The sequence below is a fragment of the Methylobacterium sp. J-030 genome (assembly GCF_022829545.1).
GTDB lineage: Bacteria > Pseudomonadota > Alphaproteobacteria > Rhizobiales > Beijerinckiaceae > Methylobacterium.
Map to the genome: position 1 here is coordinate 1 of NZ_JAKSYM010000246.1, position 24,093 is coordinate 24,093.

At 69.5% G+C, this 24,093-nt stretch carries 26 protein-coding genes; 17 read left to right on the top strand and 9 right to left on the bottom strand.

Annotation, left to right across the window (positions count from 1 at the left end):
- Positions 1–383 (bottom strand): porin (locus tag MKK75_RS17710; RefSeq protein ID WP_244043851.1); only part of this gene is annotated, 383 nt, incomplete at its 3' end.
- 669 nt (positions 384–1,052) lie between these two features.
- Between MKK75_RS17710 and MKK75_RS17715 the strand changes: the two genes are divergently transcribed.
- Complete coding sequence (locus MKK75_RS17715; RefSeq protein WP_244043852.1) at positions 1,053–1,262, top strand: hypothetical protein; 210 nt, start codon at positions 1,053–1,055, stop codon at positions 1,260–1,262.
- 145 nt (positions 1,263–1,407) lie between these two features.
- Here MKK75_RS17715 and MKK75_RS17720 read toward each other — a convergent pair whose 3' ends face one another.
- The gene (locus tag MKK75_RS17720; RefSeq protein ID WP_244043853.1) at positions 1,408–2,130 is read right to left on the bottom strand and encodes a GntR family transcriptional regulator; all 723 of its coding nucleotides are present in this window, start codon (positions 2,128–2,130) and stop codon (positions 1,408–1,410) included.
- A gap of 149 nt (positions 2,131–2,279) precedes the next feature.
- Between MKK75_RS17720 and MKK75_RS17725 the strand changes: the two genes are divergently transcribed.
- Complete coding sequence (locus MKK75_RS17725; RefSeq protein WP_244043854.1) at positions 2,280–3,578, top strand: MFS transporter; 1,299 nt, start codon at positions 2,280–2,282, stop codon at positions 3,576–3,578.
- Between the two features lie 23 nt (positions 3,579–3,601).
- A complete protein-coding gene (locus MKK75_RS17730; protein ID WP_244043855.1) occupies positions 3,602–4,678 on the top strand; it encodes a tartrate dehydrogenase in 1,077 nt (358 codons plus the stop codon).
- 132 nt (positions 4,679–4,810) lie between these two features.
- Here MKK75_RS17730 and MKK75_RS17735 read toward each other — a convergent pair whose 3' ends face one another.
- The 5 genes from MKK75_RS17735 to MKK75_RS17755 form a co-directional block, all read right to left on the bottom strand.
- A complete protein-coding gene (locus MKK75_RS17735) occupies positions 4,811–5,047 on the bottom strand; it encodes a hypothetical protein (RefSeq protein WP_244043856.1) in 237 nt (78 codons plus the stop codon).
- A gap of 118 nt (positions 5,048–5,165) precedes the next feature.
- Positions 5,166–6,470: an MFS transporter gene (locus tag MKK75_RS17740; RefSeq protein WP_244043857.1), complete on the bottom strand. Its 1,305-nt coding sequence runs from the start codon at positions 6,468–6,470 to the stop codon at positions 5,166–5,168.
- A 224-nt stretch (positions 6,471–6,694) separates the two neighbouring features.
- Positions 6,695–7,384 carry a 4-carboxy-4-hydroxy-2-oxoadipate aldolase/oxaloacetate decarboxylase gene (locus tag MKK75_RS17745; RefSeq protein ID WP_244043858.1) on the bottom strand — a complete coding sequence of 230 codons (690 nt, stop codon included), beginning with the start codon at positions 7,382–7,384 and terminating at the stop codon, positions 6,695–6,697.
- A complete protein-coding gene (locus MKK75_RS17750) occupies positions 7,381–8,112 on the bottom strand; it encodes a PIG-L deacetylase family protein (RefSeq protein WP_244043878.1) in 732 nt (243 codons plus the stop codon). The genes MKK75_RS17745 and MKK75_RS17750 overlap by 4 nt, the downstream gene beginning before the upstream one ends.
- A gap of 179 nt (positions 8,113–8,291) precedes the next feature.
- A complete protein-coding gene (locus MKK75_RS17755) occupies positions 8,292–9,188 on the bottom strand; it encodes a LysR family transcriptional regulator (protein WP_244043859.1) in 897 nt (298 codons plus the stop codon).
- 166 nt (positions 9,189–9,354) lie between these two features.
- Here MKK75_RS17755 and MKK75_RS36390 point away from each other — a divergent pair, with 166 nt between their 5' ends.
- Positions 9,355–9,633 (top strand): Ldh family oxidoreductase, encoded by a 279-nt coding sequence (locus MKK75_RS36390; RefSeq protein WP_409567585.1) that lies wholly within the window; start codon positions 9,355–9,357, stop codon positions 9,631–9,633.
- Here the strand turns inward: MKK75_RS36390 and MKK75_RS17760 are convergent.
- Positions 9,558–10,544: a GlxA family transcriptional regulator gene (locus tag MKK75_RS17760; protein WP_244043860.1), complete on the bottom strand. Its 987-nt coding sequence runs from the start codon at positions 10,542–10,544 to the stop codon at positions 9,558–9,560. The two genes, MKK75_RS36390 and MKK75_RS17760, sit on opposite strands and share 76 nt — an antisense overlap.
- A 203-nt stretch (positions 10,545–10,747) precedes the next feature.
- Here MKK75_RS17760 and solA point away from each other — a divergent pair, with 203 nt between their 5' ends.
- From solA to MKK75_RS17785, 5 genes are all read left to right on the top strand, one after another.
- Positions 10,748–11,911, top strand: a complete 1,164-nt coding sequence (gene solA, locus MKK75_RS17765) for an N-methyl-L-tryptophan oxidase (RefSeq protein WP_244043861.1) — start codon at positions 10,748–10,750, stop codon at positions 11,909–11,911.
- 71 nt (positions 11,912–11,982) lie between these two features.
- On the top strand, positions 11,983–12,825 hold the full coding sequence (locus tag MKK75_RS17770; RefSeq protein WP_244043862.1) for a transporter substrate-binding domain-containing protein: 843 nt from the start codon (positions 11,983–11,985) through the stop codon (positions 12,823–12,825).
- Positions 12,826–12,862: 37 nt separating this feature from the next.
- Positions 12,863–13,612 (top strand): amino acid ABC transporter permease, encoded by a 750-nt coding sequence (locus MKK75_RS17775; protein WP_244043863.1) that lies wholly within the window; start codon positions 12,863–12,865, stop codon positions 13,610–13,612.
- Positions 13,609–14,466, top strand: a complete 858-nt coding sequence (locus tag MKK75_RS17780) for an amino acid ABC transporter permease (RefSeq protein ID WP_244043864.1) — start codon at positions 13,609–13,611, stop codon at positions 14,464–14,466. Before MKK75_RS17775 ends, MKK75_RS17780 begins: the two co-directional genes overlap by 4 nt.
- 4 nt (positions 14,467–14,470) lie before the next feature.
- Entirely contained in the window at positions 14,471–15,250 is a 780-nt protein-coding gene (locus tag MKK75_RS17785) for an amino acid ABC transporter ATP-binding protein (protein WP_279593964.1), read from the top strand.
- Positions 15,251–15,323: 73 nt separating this feature from the next.
- Here MKK75_RS17785 and MKK75_RS17790 read toward each other — a convergent pair whose 3' ends face one another.
- Positions 15,324–15,935, bottom strand: a complete 612-nt coding sequence (locus MKK75_RS17790; protein WP_244043865.1) for a helix-turn-helix domain-containing protein — start codon at positions 15,933–15,935, stop codon at positions 15,324–15,326.
- A 171-nt stretch (positions 15,936–16,106) separates the two neighbouring features.
- On the opposite strand from MKK75_RS17790, the gene MKK75_RS17795 reads away from it, so the two are divergent.
- From MKK75_RS17795 to MKK75_RS17830, 8 genes are all read left to right on the top strand, one after another.
- Positions 16,107–17,435: an MFS transporter gene (locus MKK75_RS17795; protein ID WP_244043866.1), complete on the top strand. Its 1,329-nt coding sequence runs from the start codon at positions 16,107–16,109 to the stop codon at positions 17,433–17,435.
- A 198-nt stretch (positions 17,436–17,633) separates the two neighbouring features.
- Positions 17,634–18,026: a Rid family detoxifying hydrolase gene (locus tag MKK75_RS17800; RefSeq protein WP_244043867.1), complete on the top strand. Its 393-nt coding sequence runs from the start codon at positions 17,634–17,636 to the stop codon at positions 18,024–18,026.
- Complete coding sequence (locus tag MKK75_RS17805; RefSeq protein ID WP_244043868.1) at positions 18,023–18,592, top strand: MOSC domain-containing protein; 570 nt, start codon at positions 18,023–18,025, stop codon at positions 18,590–18,592. The genes MKK75_RS17800 and MKK75_RS17805 overlap by 4 nt, the downstream gene beginning before the upstream one ends.
- Positions 18,593–18,596: 4 nt before the next feature.
- Complete coding sequence (locus MKK75_RS17810; RefSeq protein WP_244043869.1) at positions 18,597–19,544, top strand: PDR/VanB family oxidoreductase; 948 nt, start codon at positions 18,597–18,599, stop codon at positions 19,542–19,544.
- Positions 19,545–19,557: 13 nt separating this feature from the next.
- Positions 19,558–21,147, top strand: coding sequence for an ABC transporter substrate-binding protein (locus tag MKK75_RS17815; protein WP_244043870.1), 1,590 nt, complete (start codon positions 19,558–19,560; stop codon positions 21,145–21,147).
- Positions 21,140–22,339: an acyl-CoA dehydrogenase family protein gene (locus tag MKK75_RS17820; protein ID WP_244043871.1), complete on the top strand. Its 1,200-nt coding sequence runs from the start codon at positions 21,140–21,142 to the stop codon at positions 22,337–22,339. Before MKK75_RS17815 ends, MKK75_RS17820 begins: the two co-directional genes overlap by 8 nt.
- Entirely contained in the window at positions 22,336–23,001 is a 666-nt protein-coding gene (locus MKK75_RS17825) for a CoA transferase subunit A (protein ID WP_244043872.1), read from the top strand. Before MKK75_RS17820 ends, MKK75_RS17825 begins: the two co-directional genes overlap by 4 nt.
- Positions 22,998–23,669 (top strand): 3-oxoacid CoA-transferase subunit B, encoded by a 672-nt coding sequence (locus tag MKK75_RS17830; RefSeq protein WP_244043873.1) that lies wholly within the window; start codon positions 22,998–23,000, stop codon positions 23,667–23,669. Before MKK75_RS17825 ends, MKK75_RS17830 begins: the two co-directional genes overlap by 4 nt.
- The last annotated feature ends 424 nt before the right edge of the window (positions 23,670–24,093 follow it).

The following is a 24,093-nucleotide window of genomic DNA, read 5'->3' on the forward strand; positions in this document are numbered from 1 at the left end:
GTGCCGGAGGTGCCGACGCCGGAATAGCCGGTGCGGGCGCCGGCATCGAGGCGCACGAAGGCGCGCAGGGTGCCGTAGGCGGTCTGGGTGCGGGCATCGAGGTTGATGCGCATCCGGCCCTGGTAGCCCGACGTGTCGCCGGCGTTGGTGCCGGCCTGACGGGTGTAGCTGGTCTGGTACCCGCCCTCGAACCGGGCGCGGCCCGAGATCCGCAGGCAGGTGTCGGTTCCGAGGATGTAGAAGAAGCCGGCGCCGTAAGCGTTACAGACGCGGACGTATTCGACCGGTTCGGCCTTCCGGACCGGCAGGTCGGCGGCGTGCGCGGCGCCCACCGCCACGAAGGCGGCGGCGGACCCGAGCAGCGAGCCCTTCAAGAGCGTCATCGATATCTCCAAAGCTTCGAGACCCAATGGTGCGGACCGCCCGGTTCTCCGGATCTCACCGCGCTTCACGTATTCGTCCCGCGTCTTGAGCGGCGGGCTCATCCGGCCCGCGCTGCGCGGTACCTGAGTGCACTTTCATCATGCGCAGGCTGCCGCCCTGGAACAATAGAATTCGGATCATCGAGGCTATTCGCGTCGGTATATGTGTTTTTTGTGCCACGAATTACCGTACTCAGAAACAAAGTAGCTGGAAAATACACGAAACATTTCGAAATGTATCCGACAATCCAGAAACAAAAGGAGCCTCTGACCGGGGAATGCTGCATCTCGGCCAACGGTCCGGAACTATTCTTCACCGCTGCGGGTCGCGATTCGCGGCATCGGACGGCGCGCGTGGCATTCGCGGTTTCGGGGCTGAACATGTCTCTGCCGCGCCTCGAGGCCCGAGACCGGTGCGGGTATGGCGCCGTGGGCGGATCTTCGACGACGAGCCGAGGACCGACGGCCGAGACGGGCTCCGGAGGTTTGGCGCGAATGTATCGCCGATATCCACAGCCCGAAGTCGAAGATAGTTTTGCGTGTGCAGATTGGCCGTAATGGTTTAGTTTATCTGCATTCGCCCGATGTCTGAGACCGACAGGGTGAATACACTCGGGCGGGGCGTGCGCGATGTTCGAGAATCTGTTCTGGGGTGCGACCTTGATTGCCTTGATCGCCGTCGCGGCCCTGGTGGCGATCGGCGCGGCCCACGGGCCGAGGATGGTCGGGCGGGACACGGAGCCGGCTCCGCCCGATCCGCGCCGGTCGTTCGGGCGCAAGCGGGGCTGGCGCCGCCTCCCCTGGGCGGCACGGCGCTTCGGATCTCCACGGCTGCATTAGAGCCGCGCCCGATCGCCTTGCCCGCGAGCGCTGTCGTGTACCGTGCGCGTTGCCGTCGCGCATGGCTCCAGGTCTTGGTTCGACGCGCTCTCTTGAGTCGAACCACCCTTTCGGCGGAGAGCGCTCCAGCCTCGGCCGCGGTCCGCTACAGGTGCTTGAGCCCGCAGCGATCCAGCAGCGGCAGGAGTTCGTCCCGGGCTCTCATGCGATGCTGGCGCGCGGCGTCGAGGGCGGCGTCGGCCGTCCCCGCGCGGATCGCCTGCGCGATCCGTCGGTGCTCCGCGATCGAGGCGTCCAGGCGTGGGCGGAGGGTCAGCGTCAGCATCCGCGCCCGGTGCGACTGGTCGTTGATGGCCTGCACGATGCGGCTCATCCGTCCGTTCCGGGCCTGCGCGATCAGCGCCGCATGGAACGCCGCGTCGGCCAGGCCCCAGCCCGGCAGGTCGCCGGAGGCATGCGCCGCCGCCATCGCCTCGGTGTGGGCGTCGAGGGCCTGCGCGGCGGCCAGACGTTCGTCGTCCGGGAGTGCCGCCACCAGCTCAGCGGCCCGCCCGTCCATCGCGATGACGACGTCGTAGATCTCGCGCATGTCGTCCGGCGCCAGGGCCAGGATCAGGATGCCCTTGCGCGGCAGGACGCGCACGAGGCCATCCTCCTGCAGCCGGATCGCCGCCTCGTGGACCGGCGTGCGGCTCATCCCGAGCCGCAGGGCGATCTCCTGCTCCGAGGCCTGATAGCCCGGCGCGAAGCTGGCCTCGCGGATCGCGCTGCGCATCGCCGCATAGGCATCATCGACCAGGGAGCCGCGCTTCTCGCTCTCCGCGGCGCCCGGCGTTCCCGGATCTCCCCTGGGCCGCGCCCGCGCCATCGACCGTCTCCCCCTCGCCCGCCGGCCTTACAGCGTCCGGCCCGGCCGCGGAACCGCCGTTGACACGCCGCGACACCGGATCTACCCGTATCCAAGCTTGCATGGAAGATGGCGCGCAAAAGACCGCCGATCCGGCACGGGAGGACACGATGGAGCGCTCGCTCGAGCAGGCCACCATGCGCCGGGTCGCCTGGCGTCTCATCCCGTTCATCTGCCTCCTGTACTTCATCGCCTTCATCGACCGCGTGAACATCGGCTTCGCGGCCCTGACGATGAACAAGGATCTCGGGTTCTCCGCGACCATCTTCGGCTTCGGCGCGGGGGTATTCTTCTTCGGCTACTTCCTGTTCGAGATCCCATCGAACATCGTCCTGGACCGGGTCGGCGCAAGGCTGTGGATCGCCCGTGTGATGATCACCTGGGGGCTCATCTCCGGTGCCTTCGCGTTCATCCGGGGCGAGACGAGCTTCTACGCGCTGCGCTTCCTGCTCGGCGCTGCCGAGGCCGGCTTCTTTCCCGGCATCATTCTCTATCTCGGCTACTGGTTTCCTATCCGCTACCGGGCCGCGGTGGTGTCTTTGTTCATGGCGGCGGCGCCGATCTCGGTGCTGCTGGGCTCGCCCCTGTCGAGCGCGATCCTCGAGATGGAGGGCGTCCTGGGCCTACACGGCTGGCAGTGGATGTTCCTGATCGAGGCGGTCCCCGCGGTGATCCTCGGCTTCGTCGTGCTGGTCTATCTGACCGACCGGCCTGAGAAGGCGACGTGGCTCGCCGACGAGCAGCGGGCCTGGCTCGTGGCCGAGATGGAGGCGGAACGGGCCGGACGGCGTGTCGAGGCCCGCCATAGCCTGCTGAGCGGCCTGACTGATCTGCGCGTGCTGGCGCTCGCCCTCGTCTATTTCGGCACGTCCGCGGGCCTCTACACCCTCGGCATCTGGGCGCCGCAGATCATCAAGGCCCTGGGCCTGTCGACCATGACGGTCGGCCTGCTCAACGCGGTGCCGCCGACCGTCGCCGTGGTGGCGATGATCCTCTGGGCGCGCCATTCCGATCGGACCGGCGAGCGCACGTGGCACGTGGTGATCGCCTGCCTCGCCGCGTCGATCGGCCTGATGCTCGCCGGCGCCGCCGCCTCGGTGGTGGCAGTCATCGCCGCTTTGAGCCTCGTCAATGTCGGGATCAGCGCCGCCAAACCGCCCCTCTGGGCGATGCCGACGCTGTTCCTGTCCGGCCCGGCCGCGGCGGTCGGCACCGCGACCATCAACGCGGTCGGCAATCTCGGCGGCTTCGTCGGCCCCTGGATGATCGGCTGGATCAAGGATCGGACCGGCAGCTTCGCGGGCGGCCTGATGTTCGTGGCAGGCCTCCTCCTGATCTCCGCGATCCTGACCCTCGTCGTCGCCCGGGCCGGGCGCCGTGCCGGGACGGCCCGCGTCGCCCTGCGCTAATCTCTTTCCCTCGGAGACCCACCATGAAGACCTACACCATCGCGGCCATCCCGGCGGACGGCATCGGCGTCGAGGTCATCGCCGCCGGCATCGAGGTGCTCGACGCGCTGGCCGAGAAGACCGGCAGCTTCCGGTTCCGGTTCGACCATTTCGACTGGGGCTCGGACTACTACAAGACGCACGGCGTCATGATGCCGCCTGACGGCCGCGACCAGATCCGGAACCACGACGCGATCTTCTTCGGGGCGGTCGGCGCGCCGGACGTGCCCGACCACATCACCCTCTGGGGCCTGCGTCTCGCGATCTGCCAGCCCTTCGACCAGTACGCCAACGTCCGGCCGACCCGCATCCTGCCGGGCATCACCAGCCCGCTGCGCCACGTCTCGGGGCCGGAACTCGACTGGGTGATCGTGCGCGAGAACTCGGAGGGCGAGTATGCCGGCGTCGGAGGCCGGGTCCACCAGGGCCATCCCAACGAGGTCGCCACCGACGTCTCGATGATGACCCGCTCCGGCGTCGACCGGATCATCCGCTACGCGTTCCAGCTCGCCCGTTCGCGACCGCGCAAGCTGCTCACCGTGGTGACCAAGTCGAACGCCCAGCGTCACGCCATGGTGATGTGGGACGAGATCGCCGCCGAGGTCGCCAAGGACTTTCCCGACGTCACCTGGGACAAGATGCTGGTCGACGCCATGACCATGCGGATGGTGATGAAGCCCGAGACCCTCGACACGATCGTGGCGACGAACCTCCACGCCGACATCCTCTCGGACCTCGCGGCGGCGCTGGCGGGCTCGCTCGGCATCGCGCCGACCGCGAACATCAATCCCGAGCGCACTTACCCGTCGATGTTCGAGCCGATCCACGGCTCGGCCTTCGACATCACCGGCAAGGGCATCGCCAACCCGGTGGCGACCTTCTGGACGGCGTGCCAGATGCTCGAGCACCTCGGCGAGACGCCGGCCGCCGACCGGCTGATGCGCGCGGTCGAACGCGTAACCGCGGATCCGACGCTGCACACGCCGGATCTCGGCGGCACGGCCACCACCCGGCAGGTCACCGATGCCGTGATCGCGGCGATCCGGGGCGACAACGCCTGAAGCCGGGCCCTTCGGACGGGCCGATACCGCGAAGCCGGTCCGGGGGACGTGGAGATGGATCCGGCCGATCTCCGCCGCCTCGCGCCGGACGACGATCCGCTCCGCGTCCAGCACCACGCGGCGTCCCTGGACCTAGACCGATACCGGGACCGGGACGCGGGCGACATCGTCGGGCGTCCCGGCCACCGGGGCGTCGACCACGAGGCCGGGCAGGCCACCCGCGGCGGTTCGGGACTCGATCGGCCCCCGCTCGGCCGATACCGGCACCGCTCGACCATGGCCGATCGCCGCGGCACGGGCAGACCACGGCAGGATGGATTCCAGACCGAGCGCGCGGTCCACCGCCGCGGCCTGCGGCCCGTTCCGCATGCGCCACAGGACGGGGCGACCTGCCTTCGCGGGCTCGATCGCGATCGGCCATCGGCATCGCTTGCCTGCTCCCGCAGGCCCGAGCACCATCGGGACCGGAAACCCGGTCGTTGCCTACCTACGCCGACACGACGCCCGCCGGCCGTTCGCCTTGACCGATTGCCGCCGTCTGGCCGGAGCCCTGCTCGTGGAGGTCGACCCCGGCCGTCTCGGGCATGAGCAGCGCCGCACAGAAGGCGACCCCGTAGGCACAGAGAGCACAGAGTCCCATCGCCGTCCCGAGGGGCAGGCTCGCCGACAAGATGCCGACGGTGGCGGGCACGACCGAGCCGAAGCCGCGGCCACCGCCGAGGCAGAAACCTTGGCCGCTCGCCCGGATCGAGGTGGGAAACAGCTCCGCGAAGGTCGGCAGCATGCCCGACGCCAGGGCACCCTGAAACGCGCCGAGGAAGAAGCTCAGAACGATCGTCGTGCCGAGGCCGATCGGCGCGAGCAGCAGGATCCCGACATTGCCGGACTGCAGCACGAGGAAGGTCATGAAGGCCTTGCGGCGCCCGATCCGGTCCGACAGCCAGCCGTAGAGAAGCGGACCGACCAGGGAGCCGAGGATATTCATCGCCAGATAGCCCGTGCTCGACTTGATCGAGAGGCCGAGCGCCGTGCGCAGGTAGGTCGGCAGCCACGTGATCATCACGTAGGCGCCGCCGAAGATACCGGTCGACATGATCGCGGCGGCCGCTGTGCGGCGCAGGTGCCGGCCGGTGAAGATCGTCCAGAACGGCGGCGGCACGGCGCCGTCGCGCCGCGCTGCCTTCGCCTCGGCGTAGATGCCGGATTCTGGCACGAGCCGGCGGATGAAGAACACGAGCCCGGCCGGGATGATGCCGAGGGCGAAGAAGACCCGCCAGCCCATCGCCTCGGAAAACGAGGCGGCGATGACCGGCAGCAGGCCGACCGAGATCGCGTATCCGACCGCGTAGCTGCTCTGAACGGAGGCCGCGACCCGCCCGCGCAGGGACGGCCGGATCACCTCGCTGATCAGGACGCCGCCGACCGCGGCCTCGCCCCCGTAGCCGAGACCCTGAAGGAATCGCACGAGGGCGAGCGACCAGAAGGCGTTCATGAACGCCGCCAGGCAGGTGAAGCCGGCGACCATCAGGATGGTCAATTGCAGGATCCTGACCCGGCCGATGCGGTCCGCCAGGATGCCGGCGGCCCAGCCACCGACCGCGGCCCCGGCGAGGGAGGCCGTGGCCAGATAGCCGGCTTCGGCCTGGGTCAGGCCCAATGTCGCGATCAGGGCCGGGATGACGAGCGCGTAGATCGTCGTGTCCATGGCATCAAGGCCGAACCCGGCAAAGCAGGCCCAGTAGGTTCGGCGCTCGGTCTGATCGAGCGTGTGGTACCAGCCGAGCTTCATCATGATGCGTTTCCTCCGGCCCTGCGCAGACTTGCAGGGGCAGGCCACCGCTTCATCCGCTTAGGTCCTTGGTGTGCCGCAGGTTTTCATCGCAAAACCGGTGGTTGCTTTTGCGAAGCCTGCTTCAGGGCGCGGTCGCCGCCTGGCCGGTCGCCCGGCGGGATGCGCGGTTTGGCCGGTGCCGCCTCTTCGCGGGCGGTCTGCCGGCTTCAGCCGTGACGGGTGCGTCAGTCCAGTGGGTCGTCGCGGTATTCGAGGCCCGCGGCGGCCAGCGCCGGGCGCATCCCGTAGAGATCGAGGCCGAGTTCGCCGGCCGCGAGACGGGCGCGCTTGGCGACCTCGCTCGCCGCCCGCGCATCCGCCTTCGCGGCAATGGATTCGGCGTCGGCATGGGGCACGACCACGACGCCGTCGTCGTCCGCCACGATCGCGTCGCCGGGCCGGACGAGGGCCCCGGCACAGACCACCGGGATGTTGACGCTGCCGAGCGTCGCCTTGACCGTGCCCTTGGCCGAGATCGCCCGCGACCACACCGGGAAGCCCATCTCCTTCAGCGTGCGCACGTCGCGGCAGCCCGCATCGATCACCAGGCCCACGCCGCCGCGTGCCTTGAGCGAAGTCGCCAGCAGGTCGCCGAACATGCCATCGGTGTTGTCGGTGGTGCAGGCCACGACCAGGACGTCGCCGGGACCGCACTGCTCGATGGCCACGTGCAGCATCCAGTTGTCGCTGGGCTGCGCCAGTACGGTCACGGCGCTGCCGGCGATCGCCGCGCCGTCCCAGATCGGGCGCAGGTAGGTCTTCAGGAGGCCGGTGCGGCCCTGCGCCTCGTGGACCGTGGAGACGCCGTGTCCGGCCAGGGTCGCGGCGACGGCCGGAGCGATGCGGGGGATGTTGCGAAGAACGACATTCCTCATGCCAGTTCCTCCAGCGTCATCGGGAAGAGGCGCTGATAGGCCTCGCCGTAGGTCATCGCCGTCCCGGAGTTGCGGCCGCCCTGAACGCCGCGGTTCAGGGCGACGCGGGTGTAGTAGTCCCAGAGATGCTTCTGCGCGGCGAGCACGTGGAACGCGCGGACTTTCGTCTCCCACACGGCATCGATGTTCAGGATGACCTGGGGCTTGAAGTTGCACTGCTCCGGCTGGTGCGGCTCGAACAGGAACACGGGCGGCGCGGCGTAGCTGCGCTCCGGGTCGGGCTTGTGTCCGGCCGCCTGGGCGATCACGCGGGCCTCCTGCGCCACGTGGGCGGCGACCGGATGGTCGAAGTTGTAGGGATCCTCGAGGGCGTGGGTCAGCACGAAGGCCGGACGCTCTTCCCGGTAGACGTCGACAAGGCGGTCGAGCACGGCTTCGCCGACGCGCAGGGGATAGTCTCCGACGTCGAGGAACTCGATCGTGGCGCCGAGGATGGCGGCCGCCTCCTCGGCCTCGGCACGGCGCTGCGCCTTCACGTCCTCCAGGCGGACCCCTGCCCGCTTCCAGGCCCATTGGCTCTCGCCGCGCTCGCCGAACGACAGGCAGACGATCTTCATCCGGTAGCCCTTGGACGCGTGCAGGGCGATGGCGCCGCCAGCGCGCCAGACGAAGTCGCCCGGGTGGGCTGTCACGACGAGGCCCGATCGCGCTGCGCTCGCCATGTCCATTCCTCCCGGCAGGGGGTCGCCTCCGGCGCGCACCCGTGTGCCTCCAGGGCTATCGCCGTCGGAGGCCGCAAACAAATGAATAGATTGACGCCATTGATGCAGATTTTTGAACGATGGTGATCCGACGCTTTCCGACCGTTTGCCCCTGAAGCGCCCCGGTCGGTCCTGCGTCGTCCCGCTCACAGCGCATCGAAGTACACCTGGATCATCCGGGCCATGCTTTGCGCCATGGGCGACAGGCTATGGCCACGGCGCGTCACGATGCCGATCGTCCGCGCGATGCTCGGCGCCCTGAGGGGCACGGCGACGATCGTCCCCTCGTCGGCGGCCTGGACGGCCAGGCGCGGCACGACGGTCATGCCCAAGCCCCCGCGCACCATGCCGATTGCGGTGGCGACGCGATGCACCTCGTAGGTCCAAGGCACATCGGCGTAGCGTCCCCCGAGCCCCGCCGCGATGAGGAGGTTGTTGCCGGATTGCTCCCCGATCTTGATCAGCACCTCCCGATACAGCTCGGCCCAGGTCACCACCTTCGCATCGGCGAGGGCGTGATCGACCCGGCACACCAGCACGAAGGCTTCCTGGTGGATGGGCGTGATGTCGAGGTCATAGTGTTGGGCGGACATGATGGTGATGCCGAACTCGGCTTCGCCCGCCCGCACGCGCTCGATGATCGCGGTGGCCGATTGATCGAGGACGCGAACCAGAACGCTCGGGTGGGCGGCGCTGAAACGCTGCAGGATGATCGGCAGATGGTGTCCAGCGATCGTCGGCAGGCAACCGAACCGGACGATGTCCTGGCTCTCGCGGCCCTGCCGCCGCAGCGTTCCGAAGACCTGGCAGAGTTCCTCGACGATGCGTTGCGCGCTGGGCAGGAGCTCGACGCCGGCGGGCGTCAGCGTCACCTGCCGCGTCGTCCGGGCGACCAGCCTGACGCCGAGTTCGTCCTCCAGCTTCTTCAGACGATGGCTCAGCGCCGCCTGCGACAGGCTGAGGCTGGCCGCAGCCCGGTTGAAGCTCCCCCAGTTGGCGATGCTGAGGAAGGCCTGAAGACCCAGGACGTCGATCCGCTCCATCACCCCTCACCACCGATGACGCCCTCCACGCCGCGCGGGCCGTGGCATCGAAACGCGGTGCCAGCTTTCGCACGGACGGAGAGCCTGTCGATACGGTTCGACCTGTGGCGGGCGTTCCCCGCGGGCCGACCTTGGCGACCAGGGTCCGCAGCATATCGCCCTGTCCGTGGTGGCCTGGGGGAAGGTGCTGCGCCCGATGCAGCGCGGCGCGCCGATCCCGCCCGGCTGGGCCCTCGACGCGGGCGGCCGTGCGCCGACCGATGCGAAGGCCGGCCATGCGAGCGTGGTGCTGCCATTCGGCGGTTTGACGGGTTCCGACCTGTCGTCGACGATGGAGATTATGGCCGCATGGCGCTCCGGCCTGATCAGCTATGTCGATCGCGCGGCCTTGTCCGTGGCCGTACCGCGCTCCGCGGATGGGCTGCAGCCGAACTCGGATCGATAGCGGCGCGAGAAATGCGCCGCGCTCGCGAAGCCGCAGGCCGTCGCGATCTCCCCGATCCTGAGCGGGCTTTGCCGGAGCAGGCGACGGCCATGGGCGAGGCGGATGGCCCTGTACTGGGCCGAGAAGCTCAGGCCGAGCTTGCCGAGGAACAGCCGGTCGAGGTGGCGCGGGCTGATCGAAGCCAGGCGCGCCATGGCCAGGCGACCGAGCGGCGCCTCCACCGTCTTCTCCATCGTTTCGAGCACCGCCAGCAGGGCCGGATGGTGGATCCCGTAGCGCTCGGCCGCGCAGGCCCGCTGCGGGTCGTCGGCGGCGCCGATGGCGGTGTGGAGGAACCAGTCGGAGACGCGGCGTGCGAAGGCCTCACCCATGCGCTCGGCGATCAGGGCGTGGGCCATCTCCAGGGGCGCGACGCCGCCGCCGCAGGACAGCCGATCGCCGTCGGCAACGTAGCGCGCCGGGCTCAGGCGCGCCTCCGGGAAGGTTTCGACCGTGGCGCCGGCATATTCCCAATGGAGCGTGAAGGCGCGATCGGTCAGCAGGCCCGCCGCAGCCATCAGGTAGGGACCGCCCGAGATGCCGCCGATGCGGACGCCGAGCCGAGACATTCGCCGTAGGGCTGCGTGGATCTCGGGCCTGTCCCATCCGGTCGGCTCGCCGCCCGCGCAGACGAAGAGGGTGTGGAGATGGCCGCGCAGGCGCGGCAGCGCCTCGGTGGGAATCTCGGCACCCGACGAGGCAGCCACCCGGCCCTCCGCCTCGCCGAAATAGCGCAGCCGGTAGAGCGGCCGCCCGGCGAGATCGTTGGCCGCACGGAACGGCTCGCAGCCCGACGCGAAGGACATCAGCGCGAAACCGGGCACGAGGATGAAGCCGATCTCCTGCGGCTGGTCCCCGTCCCCGGCATCCATTCCGCCCGCGCTCCGCGCTGCCCCATGTCTCACATGTGCAAGACATCGTCCGTCTCAGTCAAACGTCTGGCGTGGCGTACCTCATTCTGCATGCCGTCCTCCCGTGCCGCGCGAGACCGCCTCCGGATGCCTCGATCTGCCGATCTGCCCCCGTTCCGCGATGCTGTGGCGCTGCGCCCCGGCGCCGTGCCGGAGCCTCGGCGATGAGCCGCCGGTTCGATGTCGCCGTCCTCGGGCTCGGCGCGATGGGCAGCGCCGCGCTCGACCAACTGGCGAAGCGAGGGGCCGCGGTCATCGGGCTCGATCGTTTCGCGCCGCCCCACCCGTTCGGGTCCAGCCACGGCGAGACGCGGATCACCCGGCAGGCTGTCGGCGAGGGCGCCGACTATGTCCCCTTCGTCACCGCCTCGCATCGGATCTGGCGCGCGCTGGAGGCTGAGACGGGCGAAACCCTGCTGAACGCCTGCGGGGCCCTCGTCATGGCGCCGGGCCATGGTGTCTCCTCGCATCACGGCAAGCCGGACTTCGTCGGACGCTCCATCAGCGCCGCGGAGGGGGCCGGCATCGTCCACGAGGTGCTCGACGGTGCGGAGGTGGCCCGCCGGTTCCCGCAATTCCTCAACCTCGCGGGCGACGAGAAGGCCTATTACGAGCCGGGCGGCGGTTACGTGTTTCCGGAACGCTGCCTCGCGGCGCAGCTCGGCCGCGCGGCCGCAGCGGGTGCCGAAATTCGCACGAACTGCCAGGTTGTCGGGCTTCAGCAGGACGCGAGCGGCCTCCGCATCGAGACGACGGCGGGGATCATCCTGGCCGACCGCGCCGTGGTGGCCGCGGGCGCCTGGACGGCTCCGCTCCTCGGGGGCCCGTTCGACCGGCTGCTGACCGTCCGTCGGCAGCTCCTGCACTGGTACGCGCTGGCGGATGAGACCGCCTACGGGCCGCACTCGCCGGTCTTCATCTGGATGTACGGGACGAGCGACACGGAATACCTCTACGGCTTCCCGCCGCTCGACGGTTCCATCAAGGTCGCGACGGAGCAGTACAGCACCACCACCACCGCCGACGGGGTGGAGCGCCGCGTCGAGCCGTCCGAATCCGACGCGATGTACCGGCTGCGCGTCGCGAACCGGCTGGCCGGTACGACCCCGGAGGTCGTCCGGGCCGCCGCCTGCGTCTACACGGTGACCCCCGACCGCGGCTTCATCATCGACCGGCATCCGGCGATGGAGCGGGTCCTGGTCGTCTCCGCCTGCTCGGGGCACGGCTTCAAGCACTCGGCCGGCATCGGCGAAGCCGTTGCGGCGGAACTGACCGGGACCGGCTGCACGGTCGATCTCAGGCCCTTTGCCTTGGCACGTTTCGGGTAATGCGCCGGCCAATGGCTCGTGGATTGCTTGAAACCGTGCCAAGATCCGTCGATCCCAGCAGGAAAGATCCGATGCGCCTCACGACCCGCACCCTTCTGACCACCGGGGCGATGACCGCGCTCGCGGCACTCTCGGCCGTCGCGCTGCCCGGCCGGGCCGCGGCCGCCGACGGCGTCGACGCGATCAAGGCGCGCGGGACGCTGATCGTCGGCGTGAAGGCGGACTACAAGCCGTTCGGCTTCCGCGACCCGAGCGGGACGATCATCGGCCTCGAACCCGATCTCGCCGCCGACCTCGCCAAGCGGCTGGGCGTGAAGCTCGAGCTCGTGCCGGTCGTCTCGGCCAACCGGATCGAGTTCCTGCAGCAGGGTAAGGTCGATCTGCTGATCGCCACCCTCTCGGACAAGCCCGAGCGCCGCCGCGTCGTGCAGGCGATCGACCCGAACTACTATTCCGACTTCGTGAACGTCCTGCTGCCCAAGTCGTCCGGCATCACCGACTGGGCGCAGCTCAAGGGCAAGCCGCTCTGCGCCACCTCGGGGGCCTGGTACAACAAGGACGTCGCGCGGACCTACGGGGCGGAGATCGTCGCCTTCGACGGGTCCGAGAAGCCGCTCTTCGCGCTTAAGCAGGGCAACTGCATCGGCTATGTCTACGACCAGAGCATGCTGCAGGGTAAGCTGCTCGACGACGAGTGGAAGGCCAATTACGCGCTGCCGCTCAAGGGCATCCTCGACGCCCCGTGGATGATGGCCGTGGCGCAGGGCAACACCACGCTGCAAAGCATGGTCGAGGACGCGACCAAGGACTGGATGAAGACCGGCCTCATCGTCAACGAGGAGAAGAAGTGGGGCATCGAGCCGACCGCCTACTCGAAGGCGATGCACGAGAAGTACAAGAACGCGACCAACTGATGCGGTCCCGCACGACGGCTCCGAGCGTTCGCCCGCGATGATCGCCACGATCCAGGCGTGGTTCCAGCAGCTCTACGAGACCACGGGCTTCAACTTCACGATCTTCTACGATCCCTACGATTGGGACCGGTACGTGGCCGGCCTGCGGATGACGCTGTTTCTCGGGATCAGCACGATCCTGATGAGCCTCGTCATCGGCGCCGTCGGGGCGCTCCTGCAGAGCGGGCCGTCCCGCGTCCTGCGGGCGCTGGTCAACGGCTTCGTGGTGGTGTTCCGCAATACGCCGCCGCTCGTCCAGATCTTCTTCTTCTACTTCGGCCTCGGGACGCTGCTTCCGGACATCCGCGCGGCGGACGGCCTGCGCGTCCCGATCCTCGACAATGTCCAGTGGGCGATCATCGCGCTGTCGCTGTTCGCGGGCGCGTTCAACGTCGAGATCTTCCGCTCCGGCATCGAGGCCGTGCCGCGGACCACGATCGAGGCCGCCGAGGCCCTGGGCTACACCCGCTTCAAGGCCTACCGGCACGTCGTCCTGCCGCTGGCCCTGCGGGTCTGCCTGCCGGCGCTGAACAACAACCTGATCAACCTCCTAAAGACCACGACGCTGGCCTACGCCATCGCGGTCCCGGAGACCTTGTACGCAGTCAAGCAGATCTGGTCCGAGTCGCAGAACGTCCTGGAGATGATGCTGGTGCTGCTGGCGACCTACGCGGTCCTCGTCGGCGTGCTCGTCTGGATCATGCACCGCTGGGAACGCGCCCTGCGCATCCCGGGATACGGACGATGAGCGTCCCGGATCGAAGCGGCACGGGGGACGTGCGCACCGGCGCCCTGCCGGTCCTCCTGCCCTTCGTGCGCCCGCAGGCGCGCGCGGCGCGCCTGCGCCCGGTCCACCTCTGGCTGCTCGCCGGGCTCGCCCTCGTCTCCCTCCCGGCCTGGGCACAGGGCGGGGCCGCCGCGCCGTCGCCGCTCGCGGTCGTGATCAAGTGGGCGCCCCTCCTGCTCACCGGCTTCGCCTTCAACGTGGCGATCTCGCTGATGGCGATGGCGATCGGGACGGGGGCCGGCATCGGGCTTGGGCTCGCCATGCTGGCGGAGGGGCGCGTCCTGCCCCGACTCGCGTGGTGCGTCACGCAGGTCTTCCGCAACGTCCCCTGGCTGGTGCTGCTGTTCTTCGTGATGTTCCTGGTACCGTTCCAGATCACGGTGTTCGGCGTCCGGGTGCCGCTGCCCGACTGGGTCAAGGCGACCTTCGGCTTCAGCCTGCCGGTCATGGCCAACGTCGCCGAGATCGTCCGCGGCGCGGTGCGCTCGGTGCCGAACACCCAGTGGGAGGCGGCCGAGTCCTTGGCCTTCACCCGGCGTCAGACGATGTGGCGCATCATCCTGCCCCAGTGCGCGAAGCGGATGCTGCCGCCCTGGATGAACGTCTACGCGCTCATCGCGATGGCGACCGTGCAGGCCTCCATCGTGGGCGTCACCGAGATGCTGACGCTGACCGCGCAGGTGCACGCCGCCGAGGGCGGCCGCTCCGAGCTGTTCGCCCCGCTCTACGGCTTCGCGCTGCTCTGCTTCTTTCTCTACTGCTACCCGATCGACCGGTTCACCGCCGCCCTGGAACGCCGCTTCGAGACCCGCTGAGACCATGACGCGCGCGACCCCGGCCGCCACCCCGTCCTCGACCTGGACCCCCGATCAACCGATCGTCCGCCTCGCCGATGTGCACAAGTCGTTCGGGACGTTCGAGGTGCTGAAGGGGATCAGCCTCGCTGTCCGCAAGGGCGAAGTGGTCTGCATCATCGGCCCCTCGGGTTCGGGCAAGTCGACGCTGATCCGCTGCGTCAACGCCCTGGTGCCGGTCAGCGCCGGCTCGATCCAGGTCGAGGGGATCGAGGTGACCGATCCGCGGCTCGACAAGCTGGCGCTGCGCCGCAAGGTCGGCATGGTGTTCCAGCAGTACAATCTGTTCCCGCACAAGACCGCGTTGCAGAACGTGATGATGGCGCCGATCCACGTCCTCGGGCAGGAGCGGCGCGAGGTCGAGGCCCGGGCGCGGGCCCTGCTCGCCAAGGTCCGTCTGGCCGGCAAGGAGGACGCCTATCCCGGCGAGTTGTCGGGCGGCCAGCAGCAGCGCGTGGCCATCGCCCGCTCGCTGGCGATGCGGCCCGACGTGATGCTGTTCGACGAGGTCACCGCCGCCCTCGATCCGGAGACGGTCAAGGAGGTGCTGGTGACGATCCGGGAACTCGCCGAGGAGGGCATGACCTGCATGCTCGTCACGCACGAGATGAACTTCGCCCGCGACGTCGCAGACCACATCTACTTCACCGACCGCGGCGTGATCGTCGAGCACGGGCCGCCCGCGACCTTCTTCGCCTCCGCCCAGGACGAGCGCACCCGGCGGTTCCTGTCGCAGGTGCTCTGACGCGCCTGTCGCGTACGGCCCGGTCCCACGGTCTCGGTGCCGAACGTCCGCCGCGGCGCCGTGCGGCGGCGGCTCACCGCAGTCGCGTCGCGTCGATGACGAGGAAATACTGGCACGCTTCCCCCCCGAGATTGGTGAAGGCGTGCCCGGCATCGGCCTCGAAATACAGGCTGTCGCCCTCCTCGACGACGACCGCGCGGTCCCCGATCGTAGCGCGCAGGCGCCCCTTCAGCACGAAGATGTATTCCGACACGCCCCGGCGATGGGCCACGAACTCGCCCGTGGTGGCGCCGGGCGGGAGCGTGTTGAGCACCCAGTCGATCCCGCGTCCGGGCAAGACCGGAGAGAGGCAGCGGCGCAGGAAGCCCGAAGCCTCATCGCGCAACACCGGCTGGCGTGAAGCCGGAATCAGCAGAACTTCGAGTTCGGTGGCCGGCGCCATCAGCCGGGAGAAGGTCACGCCCAGCGCTTCGGCGAGACGCGAGAGGACCGCCGTCGACGGGACCGCCTCGCCCCGCTCGATCTTCGAGATCATCGAGCGGCTGACGCCCGACAGCGCCGCCAGGGCTTCGAGGGAGAGGTCGCGCTCCTTCCGCCTGCGCCGAAGCTCCTCGGCGAGAACCTGGATCTGAGAGCGTGCCTCGGCCTCGATCTGGACACGTCGTATCTCTGTCGTGACCGTCATGCGCGTTTCGTCCCGGCCCTCCGGCTGACGCGTCATCCCTGAGCGCCCGAAGCTGATCGCGGCGTGCTTAGCATAGGTCGCGCGGGAGCACCCCTGCGGCCGGCACCCCGATTGGCATGCCGCTTGTATCTCGCTGAGTGGAAATTCATCTCGAAAAATGGATAGCCACCGATGCTCGATACCGCAGTGCCGCTGGATACGACACGCATCGCCGAGCCGGATGCGCTGGCGCTCGCGGACAGACGCCAGATCGTCTGGTCGAGCGTCATCGGCACCACCGTCGAATGGTATGATTTCCTGATCTACGGCACGGCCAGCGCGCTCGTCTTCAACAAGCTGTTCTTCCCCAGCATCGACCCCGCGGTCGGCACCATCGCGGCATTCGGCTCCTACGCGGTCGGGTTCCTCGCGCGCCCGCTCGGCGGTGCTGTCTTCGGCCATTTCGGCGACAGGATCGGGCGCAAGGCCATGCTGTCGCTGACGCTGATGATCATGGGGCTCGGCACCTTCCTGATCGGGTGTCTGCCGACCTACGGGCAGGTCGGCATCCTCGCGCCGGTCCTGCTCGTGGCCCTGCGCCTCGTCCAGGGGATCGGCATCGGCGGCGAGTGGGGTGGAGCCGTGCTGATGGTGGTGGAGAGCGTGCCGGCGGAGCGGCGCGGGTTCTTCGGAAGCGTCGTCCAGCTCGGCTATCCGATCGGCGTGATCCTCTCGATCGGCGCATTCGCGCTGACCGGCCTGATGCCCGAGGCGGCGTTCCTGTCGTGGGGCTGGCGCATCCCGTTCCTGGCAAGCGCACCCCTTGTCGGGGTCGGCCTGTTCATCCGCCTGCGGCTCCATGAAACGCCCGCGTTCCGGCGGATCAAGGAGCAGGCCGTGACGGCGCGGCTGCCGGCCATGGAGATCCTCACTGCGCATCCCGGGATGTTCCTGAAGGCCGTCGGGCTGAAGGTCTCCGAGATCGCCTACGTGAGCGTCGTGACGGTGTTCTCGATCTCCTACGTCACCGGTCAGCTCGGTCTGTCACGCGGGGTGATCCTGAACGGCATCCTCGTGGCCGCATTCATCGAACTCTTCACGATCCCGGTCTTCGGCTATCTGTCCGACCGCTACGGGCGCAAGACGCTGTTCATCGCCGCCTGCCTGTTCTCGATCGCCTTCGCGTTCCCGATGTTCAGGCTCCTCGACACGCGCGATCCGACGATCATCACCCTGACCGTCGCGGTGGCCCTGAGCTTCGGGCAGGGCATCATGTTCGGGACCGGGGCCGCGTGGATGTCCGAACTGTTCGATGCCCGCTTGCGATACACCGGCGCCTCGCTCGGTTTCCAGGTGGGCGCGGCGCTGAGCGGTGGCTTCACCCCGCTGATCGCCGCAGCCTTGCTGACCTGGAGCGGCGGGGCGACGTGGCCGATCTCCGTCTACCTGATCGCGCTCGCCTGCGTGACGCTCGCGGCGACCTTCGCGGCACCGGAGACGGCCCGCCGGCGGATCGACTGAGGGCCTCCACACGGTCCGAACAGCGATTCCGCCACACCATTCCACGTCGACGCTGATGCCGGTCCGGCGTCGGAGGGCGCATCATCACCGAGGCCGGAAGCCACGCCCGGTCGCGACGCCGCCGGGCCAAACACGAGTGGACGTGCATCCACTAAAATGGAATGATGCGGACTGGCCCAGCACGGTAGGGAGACGGATTTGGACAGGATCATCATCGCCACGGAGGCGGCGGCGCCGGCCGTCGGCCCCTATGCCCAGGCGACCCGCGTCGGCGACCTCGTCTTCGCATCGGGCCAACTGCCGATCGATCCGGAAACCGGTGCGTTTCCGGAGGGCATCGAAGCGCAGACACGCCGCTCGCTGGCCAACCTCGCCGCCGTGCTGGAGGCCGGAGGCGCCAGCCTCGCGAGCGTAGCCAAGACCACCGTGTTCCTGAAGGACATGAACGATTTCGCCGCGATGAACGCCGTCTATGCGGAGCACTTCCCCGGCGCGGCCCCGGCGCGCTCGACGGTCGAGGTCGCGCGCCTGCCCCGGGACGCGCTGGTCGAGGTGGAGGCGGTCGCCCTGGCGACGGGGCCGGCCCGATGAGCGCGACCTCCGCACCCCGTCACGTCGAAGCCTTCGCGCACGCGGCCGGCTCGGTGGCGGCCGGCGTGCCCGGAGGGGCGACCGGGTGGCAGGGCACGCTGCTCGACATCCATATCGCGCCCGCGGCGAGTTACGAGATGGAGGCCCTGGCCGAGGCCCGCTGCGTCGCCGGCCGTGGCATCGAGGGCGATCGCTACTTCCTCGGGACCGGGACCTACTCGCCCAAGCCGGACACCCGCGAGGTGACGCTGATCGAGCAGGAGGCGCTCGATGCCCTCGCGCGCAACGATCCGCCGCTCCAGGGCGGTCCGATCCATCTCGCGCCCGTCGATCACCGCCGGAATCTCACCGTGCGCGGCGTACCGCTCAATCACCTCGTCGGCCGCCGATTCCGGGTCGGTGAGGTGATTCTGCGCGGCGGCCGCCTGAATTTTCCGTGCAAGTATCTGGAGGAGCTGCTCGGGCTGCCGGTCTACCTGCCGCTCTACAATCGCTCCGGCCTGAATTGCGGGATCGAGCGCGGCGGGATCATCCGCCCGGGCGACCCGATCGCGCTGCTGGATTGAAGCCATGTCCGCCCGCGTCGTCATGAAGCTGACGGTCGTAGAGGCCGTCGCCACCACGCCGGAGGTGTTGCGGCTGACCCTCGTCCACCCGCAGCGTCCCGAACTGCCCGCCTGGGAGCCCGGCGCGCATGTCGATCTGCGTCTGCCGGACGGGCGCACGCGCCAATACTCCCTGTGCGGCGATCCGGCCGACCGGGGCCGCTACGTCCTGGCGATCAAGCGCGAGGCGGCGGGCCGGGGCGGCTCGCTGTGGACACATGACAATCTCGGTCCCGGCGCGGTCGCGCATGTCTCCCATCCGCGCAACAACTTCGGTCTGGCCGCCGGGGCACGGCGCCATGTCCTGATCGGCGGCGGGATCGGCGTGACGCCCCTCGCCGCCATGGCCCGGCACCTTACCGCGGGCGGTGCCGACTTCATCCTGCACCTGTGCGCGCGCTCTGCCGAGCATGCGCCGCTTCTGCCTGAGTTGCGGGCGCTGTGCGGCGACCGGCTCCGCTGCTGGCTCTCCGCGGAGGGGGCGCGCTTCGACCCGACGGCGCTCGGCGCGCCGGAGGACGGGGTCCACGTCTATGCCTGCGGTCCCCAGCGGCTCACCGACGCCGTACAGACCACGCTGGAGAGGGCCGGCTGGCCGGCGGAGCAAGTGCATGTCGAGCACTTCGCGCCGATCGCCGATGAGAACTACAAGCCGGAGCCCTTCGACGCGCTGATCGCCTCGACAGGGGCGGTCATTCACGTCCCGGCGGATGTCTCGCTCCTCGACGTCCTGCGGCGGCACGGCTTCGCGATGCCCTCGTCCTGCGAGATCGGCGTGTGCGGGTCCTGCGAGTGCGGGTACCGGGACGGCACCGTGATCCACCGCGACGTCGTGCTGCCGGTCGCCAAGCGCCAGGACCGGATGATGCCCTGCGTCTCCCGCGCCCGCGTGAGCGTCACGCTCGAACTCTGAGGGTCCGCTGCCGATGCCGTCGCGTCCCACGCGCCGCACTCTGATCGCAGGCGCCGCCGCCGCGCTCGCCGCGCCGCGGATTGCTGCGGGGGCAGACCGAAGAACGCTGCGCTTCGTGCCGCGCACGGATCTCGGTGTCCTCGATCCGATCTGGAGTTCGGCGATCATCACGCGCAACCACGCGTTCATGGTCTACGACACGCTCTACGGCCAGAACTCGGAGTTCGAGCCGAGCCCCCAGATGGTGTCGGGCCATCGGATCGAAGACGACGGGCGCCTCTGGCGCCTCAGCCTGCGCGACGGGCTGACATGGCACGACGGAGAGCGGGTCCTTGCGCGCGACTGCGTCGCCAGCATCCGTCGATGGGGAGCGAAGGATGCCTTCGGGCAGGCGCTGATGGCCGCGACCGACGAACTCGCGGCGCCCGACGATCAAACCATCCTGTTCCGGCTGAAGGCGCCGTTTCCCTTTCTGCCGCACGCCCTCGGGAAGTCGGCGGCCTTCTTCCCGGCCATGATGCCGGAACGGCTGGCCTCCGTCGGCCCGGCCAAGCCGATCACCGAGATCGTCGGCTCAGGGCCGTTCCGCTACCGCGCCGACGAGCGCGTACCCGGCGCCCGCAACGTCTACGAGCGGTTTGCCGCCTACAAGCCCCGGGAGGACGGTGTGGTCTCGCGCACCGCGGGACCCAAGCGCGTGCAGTTCGACCGGGTCGAGTGGATCACCATGTCCGATCCGGGCACGGCGGCCTCGGCGCTGCAGGCCGGTGAGGTCGATTGGGTCGATTACCCCGTGATCGACCTGCTGCCGATGCTGAGAACGAGTTCCGGCGTCAACGTGAAGATTCTCGATCCGAAGGGCCTGATCGGCGTCTTCCGGATGAACCACCTGCAGCCGCCCTTCGACAACCGGCGGATCCGCCGCGCCGTGCTCGCGGCGTTCGACCAGTCGGAGTTCATGCAGGCGGTGGCGGGCGACGACCGGAGCCTGTGGCGGGACGGCGTCGGCTTCTTCTGCCCGGACACCCCCCTCGCCTCCGAAGCCGGGATGGCGGCGGTGACGGGCCCGCGCGATCTCGCTGCCGCCAAGCGGGCGATCGTCGAGGCCGGCTACAAGGGGGAGCCCGTCGCGCTCATCGTGTCCAGCGATTTTCCCGCCCTGAAGGCGATGTCGGATGTCGCCGCCGAGACGATGCGGAAGATCGGGCTCACCGTCGATTACCAGTCCCTCGACTGGGGCACGGTGCAGCAGCGCCGCTACAAGCGCGATCCGGTCGACAAGGGCGGGTGGAGCGCGTTCTGCACGAACTACGAGGGGGCCGATCTGGCCGATCCCGCGGGCCACCTGGCCCTGCGGACCAACGGGCCCCAGGCCTGGTTCGGCTGGCCGAGCGACCCGACCATCGAGGCGCTGCGGGATCGCTGGTTCCTGGCCGGGGACCTTGCCGAGCAGAAGGCGCTGGCCGCCGAGATCCAGCGTGAGGCCTTCGTGAGCGTCCCCTACATCCCGCTCGGCCAGTTCTTCGCGCCGACAGCCTATCGCTCGGACATCAAGGACCTCGTCGATGGATTCGCGATCTTCTGGACCGTGCGCCGTGGCTGAGGATCCGCTGGAGACCGATGGGCTACCGCTGACACCCCAGGAGCGCGAGGCGGTCCGGCGCGGACGCGCGCTGGCGCTGTCCGCGATCGCGCCGCACGCCGCCGCCTGGGAGCAGGCCGGCTCCGCGCTGCCGCGTCCGGTCTTCCGGGCCTATGCGGAAGCCGGCTTATTGGGGCTTGAGGTCGCCCGCGAACGTGGTGGCTCCGGTCTCGGCTACCTGTGCAAGATCGCCCTCGCCGAAGCCATGGCCCGGACCTGCCTGCCGAGCGCCTTCGCGCTGAACCTCGCCCAGGGGATGGCGACGCGGATCGAGCGCGAGGGCTCGGAGAGCCAGGTCCGGCGCCACCTGCCGGGACTTGTTCGCGGGGAGCGGATCGCCGCGGTCTCGCTCAGCGAGCCGGGTGCGGGCAGCGACTTCTCGGCGATCGCGACGCGGGCGGAGCGCGTGTCCGGGGGCTGGCGCCTGCACGGGACCAAGGCCTGGGTCACGAACGGCACCCACGCCGACCTCGCCCTGGTCTACGCACAGACCGAACCCGGCAGCGGGGCGGCCGGGATCGCCAGCTTCCTGGTTGAGCTGCGTGCGGATGGCGTCTCGCGCGCGGCCGAGGGTCCGCTGATCGGCGGCCACGCGATCGGCGCGGCGACGCTCGTGCTCGACGGCGTCTTCGTGGCCGACGACGACCTGTTCGCGCCGCCCGGACAGGCGTTCAAGCGGGCGCTGACAGGCATCACCGGCGCGCGTATCCACGTCTCCGCCATGGCCTGCGGCATCGTTGCCGACAGTCTGGCGCGCGCCGTCGAGCATGCCCGCGTCCGGCGCAGCTTCGGCCGCCCGCTGATCGAGCACCAGGGTCTGCGCTGGAGCCTCGCCGACGTCGCCACCGGCCTCGCGGCGGCGCGGGGTCTGACCTACGCCGCCGCGAACCGGATCGCCACGGGTGCCGATGCCACGCTCGCGGCGGCCCATGCCAAGCGGTTTTCCGCCGATATGGCGCTCGCGGGCGTGGCCGCCTGCATGCAGGCGATGGGCGGCGTGGGGCTGCGCGCCGACCTGCCCTTCGGCCGCCACCTCGCCGCGGCGCGGATCGCCGCCTATGTCGACGGGACGACCGAGATGATGCGCGACAGGATCGGCGCGGATCTCGCCCGGCGCCGGACCGGCCAACCGGTGCCGGAGGGTCGGCGATGATCGACAAGCGCGTGGCGGGGTTTCGCGAAGCGATTGCGGGGATCGAGACCGGCCACACCGTGATGGTCGGTGGCTTCGGCGATGCGGGCGTCCCCGTGGGTCTGGTCGCTGCCGTGCTGGAACGCGGGCCGCGCGACCTCACCGTGATCGCCAACAACGCCGGCTTCCACACCGGAGACATCAGCGATTGGCTGAGCGCGGGCCTGGTGCGGAAGGTGATCTGCAGCTATCCGCGCACCTCGCCGACCTTCGTCGCGCTCTACCGCCAGGGCAAGGTCGCGCTGGAGCTGGTCCCGCAAGGGACTCTCGTCGAGCGCATGCGCTGCGCCGGGGCCGGACTCGGCGGCTTCTTCTCCCCGGTCTCGGCCGGGACGCCCCTCGGGGCGGGCAAGGAGGTCCGCACGATCGACGGGCGCGATTTCGTGCTGGAGATGCCGCTGACGGCCGATTTCGCGCTGATCCGGGCGCGGCAGGCCGATCCGATGGGCAACCTGACCTACAACAAGACCGCACGGAATTTCGCACCGGTCATGGCGACGGCCGCCCGCATGGTCGTGGCCGAGGCGATCGAGATCGTGGCGGTCGGCGGCATCGATCCAGAGGCCGTGATCACGCCTGGGCTCCTGGTCGACCGCATCGTTCAGCAGGGGCCTCGCGCATGACGCCACACAGCCGCGACGACATCGCCCGGCGGGTCGCCCGCGCCCTCCCGCACGGGGCCGTCGTCAATCTCGGGATCGGCCTGCCGGGCCTCGTTAGCCGCTATGTCGAGCCGGCCCAGGACATCGTCCTGCACAGCGAGAACGGGATCATCAATTTCGCCGCCTTACCGGACGGCGGCGCCGCCGACCACGACAGCATCGACGCCAGCAAACGGCCGGTCACGGTCCTGCCGGGCGGCAGCTACCTCGATGTCGCGCTCTCCTTCAGCCTCATGCGCGGCGGCCACCTGGACGTGGCGGTGCTCGGCGCTTTCGAGGTGTCGGCCCGGGGAGACCTCGCGAATTGGTGGACGGGCAAGCCCGACGATGTGCCCGGCGTCGGTGGCGCGATGGATCTCGCCTGCGGCGCCAAGTCGATCTGGGTGATGATGGAGCACACGACGCGGGATGGCCTGCCGAAGCTTGTCGACCATTGCAGCTATCCGCTCACGGCACCGGCCGTGGTGGACCGGATCTTCACGGACCTCGCCGTCCTCGACGTCACGCCCGAGGGTCTGTGCGTTCGCGAATGCGTGCCGGGCCTCGAACCGGCCGAACTTCAGGCCCGAACCGCGACGCGCCTGATCTTTTGCGATGACCATCGGATCGATGCTCCGAGGGAGCGCTGATTTCAGCCGTGTTCGCGTGGACGACGGGCGACGGTTGAATCGAACCGCTGCGATCGGCGGCTTCTGTCGGGGAACCCGGGTCCGCGGCGGTCATCGGAACGCGATGCACGCCCGTCGAGGGACGAAGACCGAAGCAGAGGATACGATCTCGGAGAGCCGAGCCGGGCGCCGTGGTCGACGCGTTCTCGCCCGATACACGTCGCCGCGCCGGCCACCTGCTCCGCGCCCGCAGCGGGGCGAATGAGGATTGGGGGAGAAGCGCAGCTCAACGCGCCGGGCGTGTGGTCCGACGGCGGCTGCGGGCGATCGACCTGCGCGCGGACCCTGAACCGGATGGCCCGCGCGGCGCGGAGACATCCCGCATCGGCGACACAGAACCCGGCGTTCCGAAAAAGACAAAGCCCGCCAACGATCTGGCGGGCTC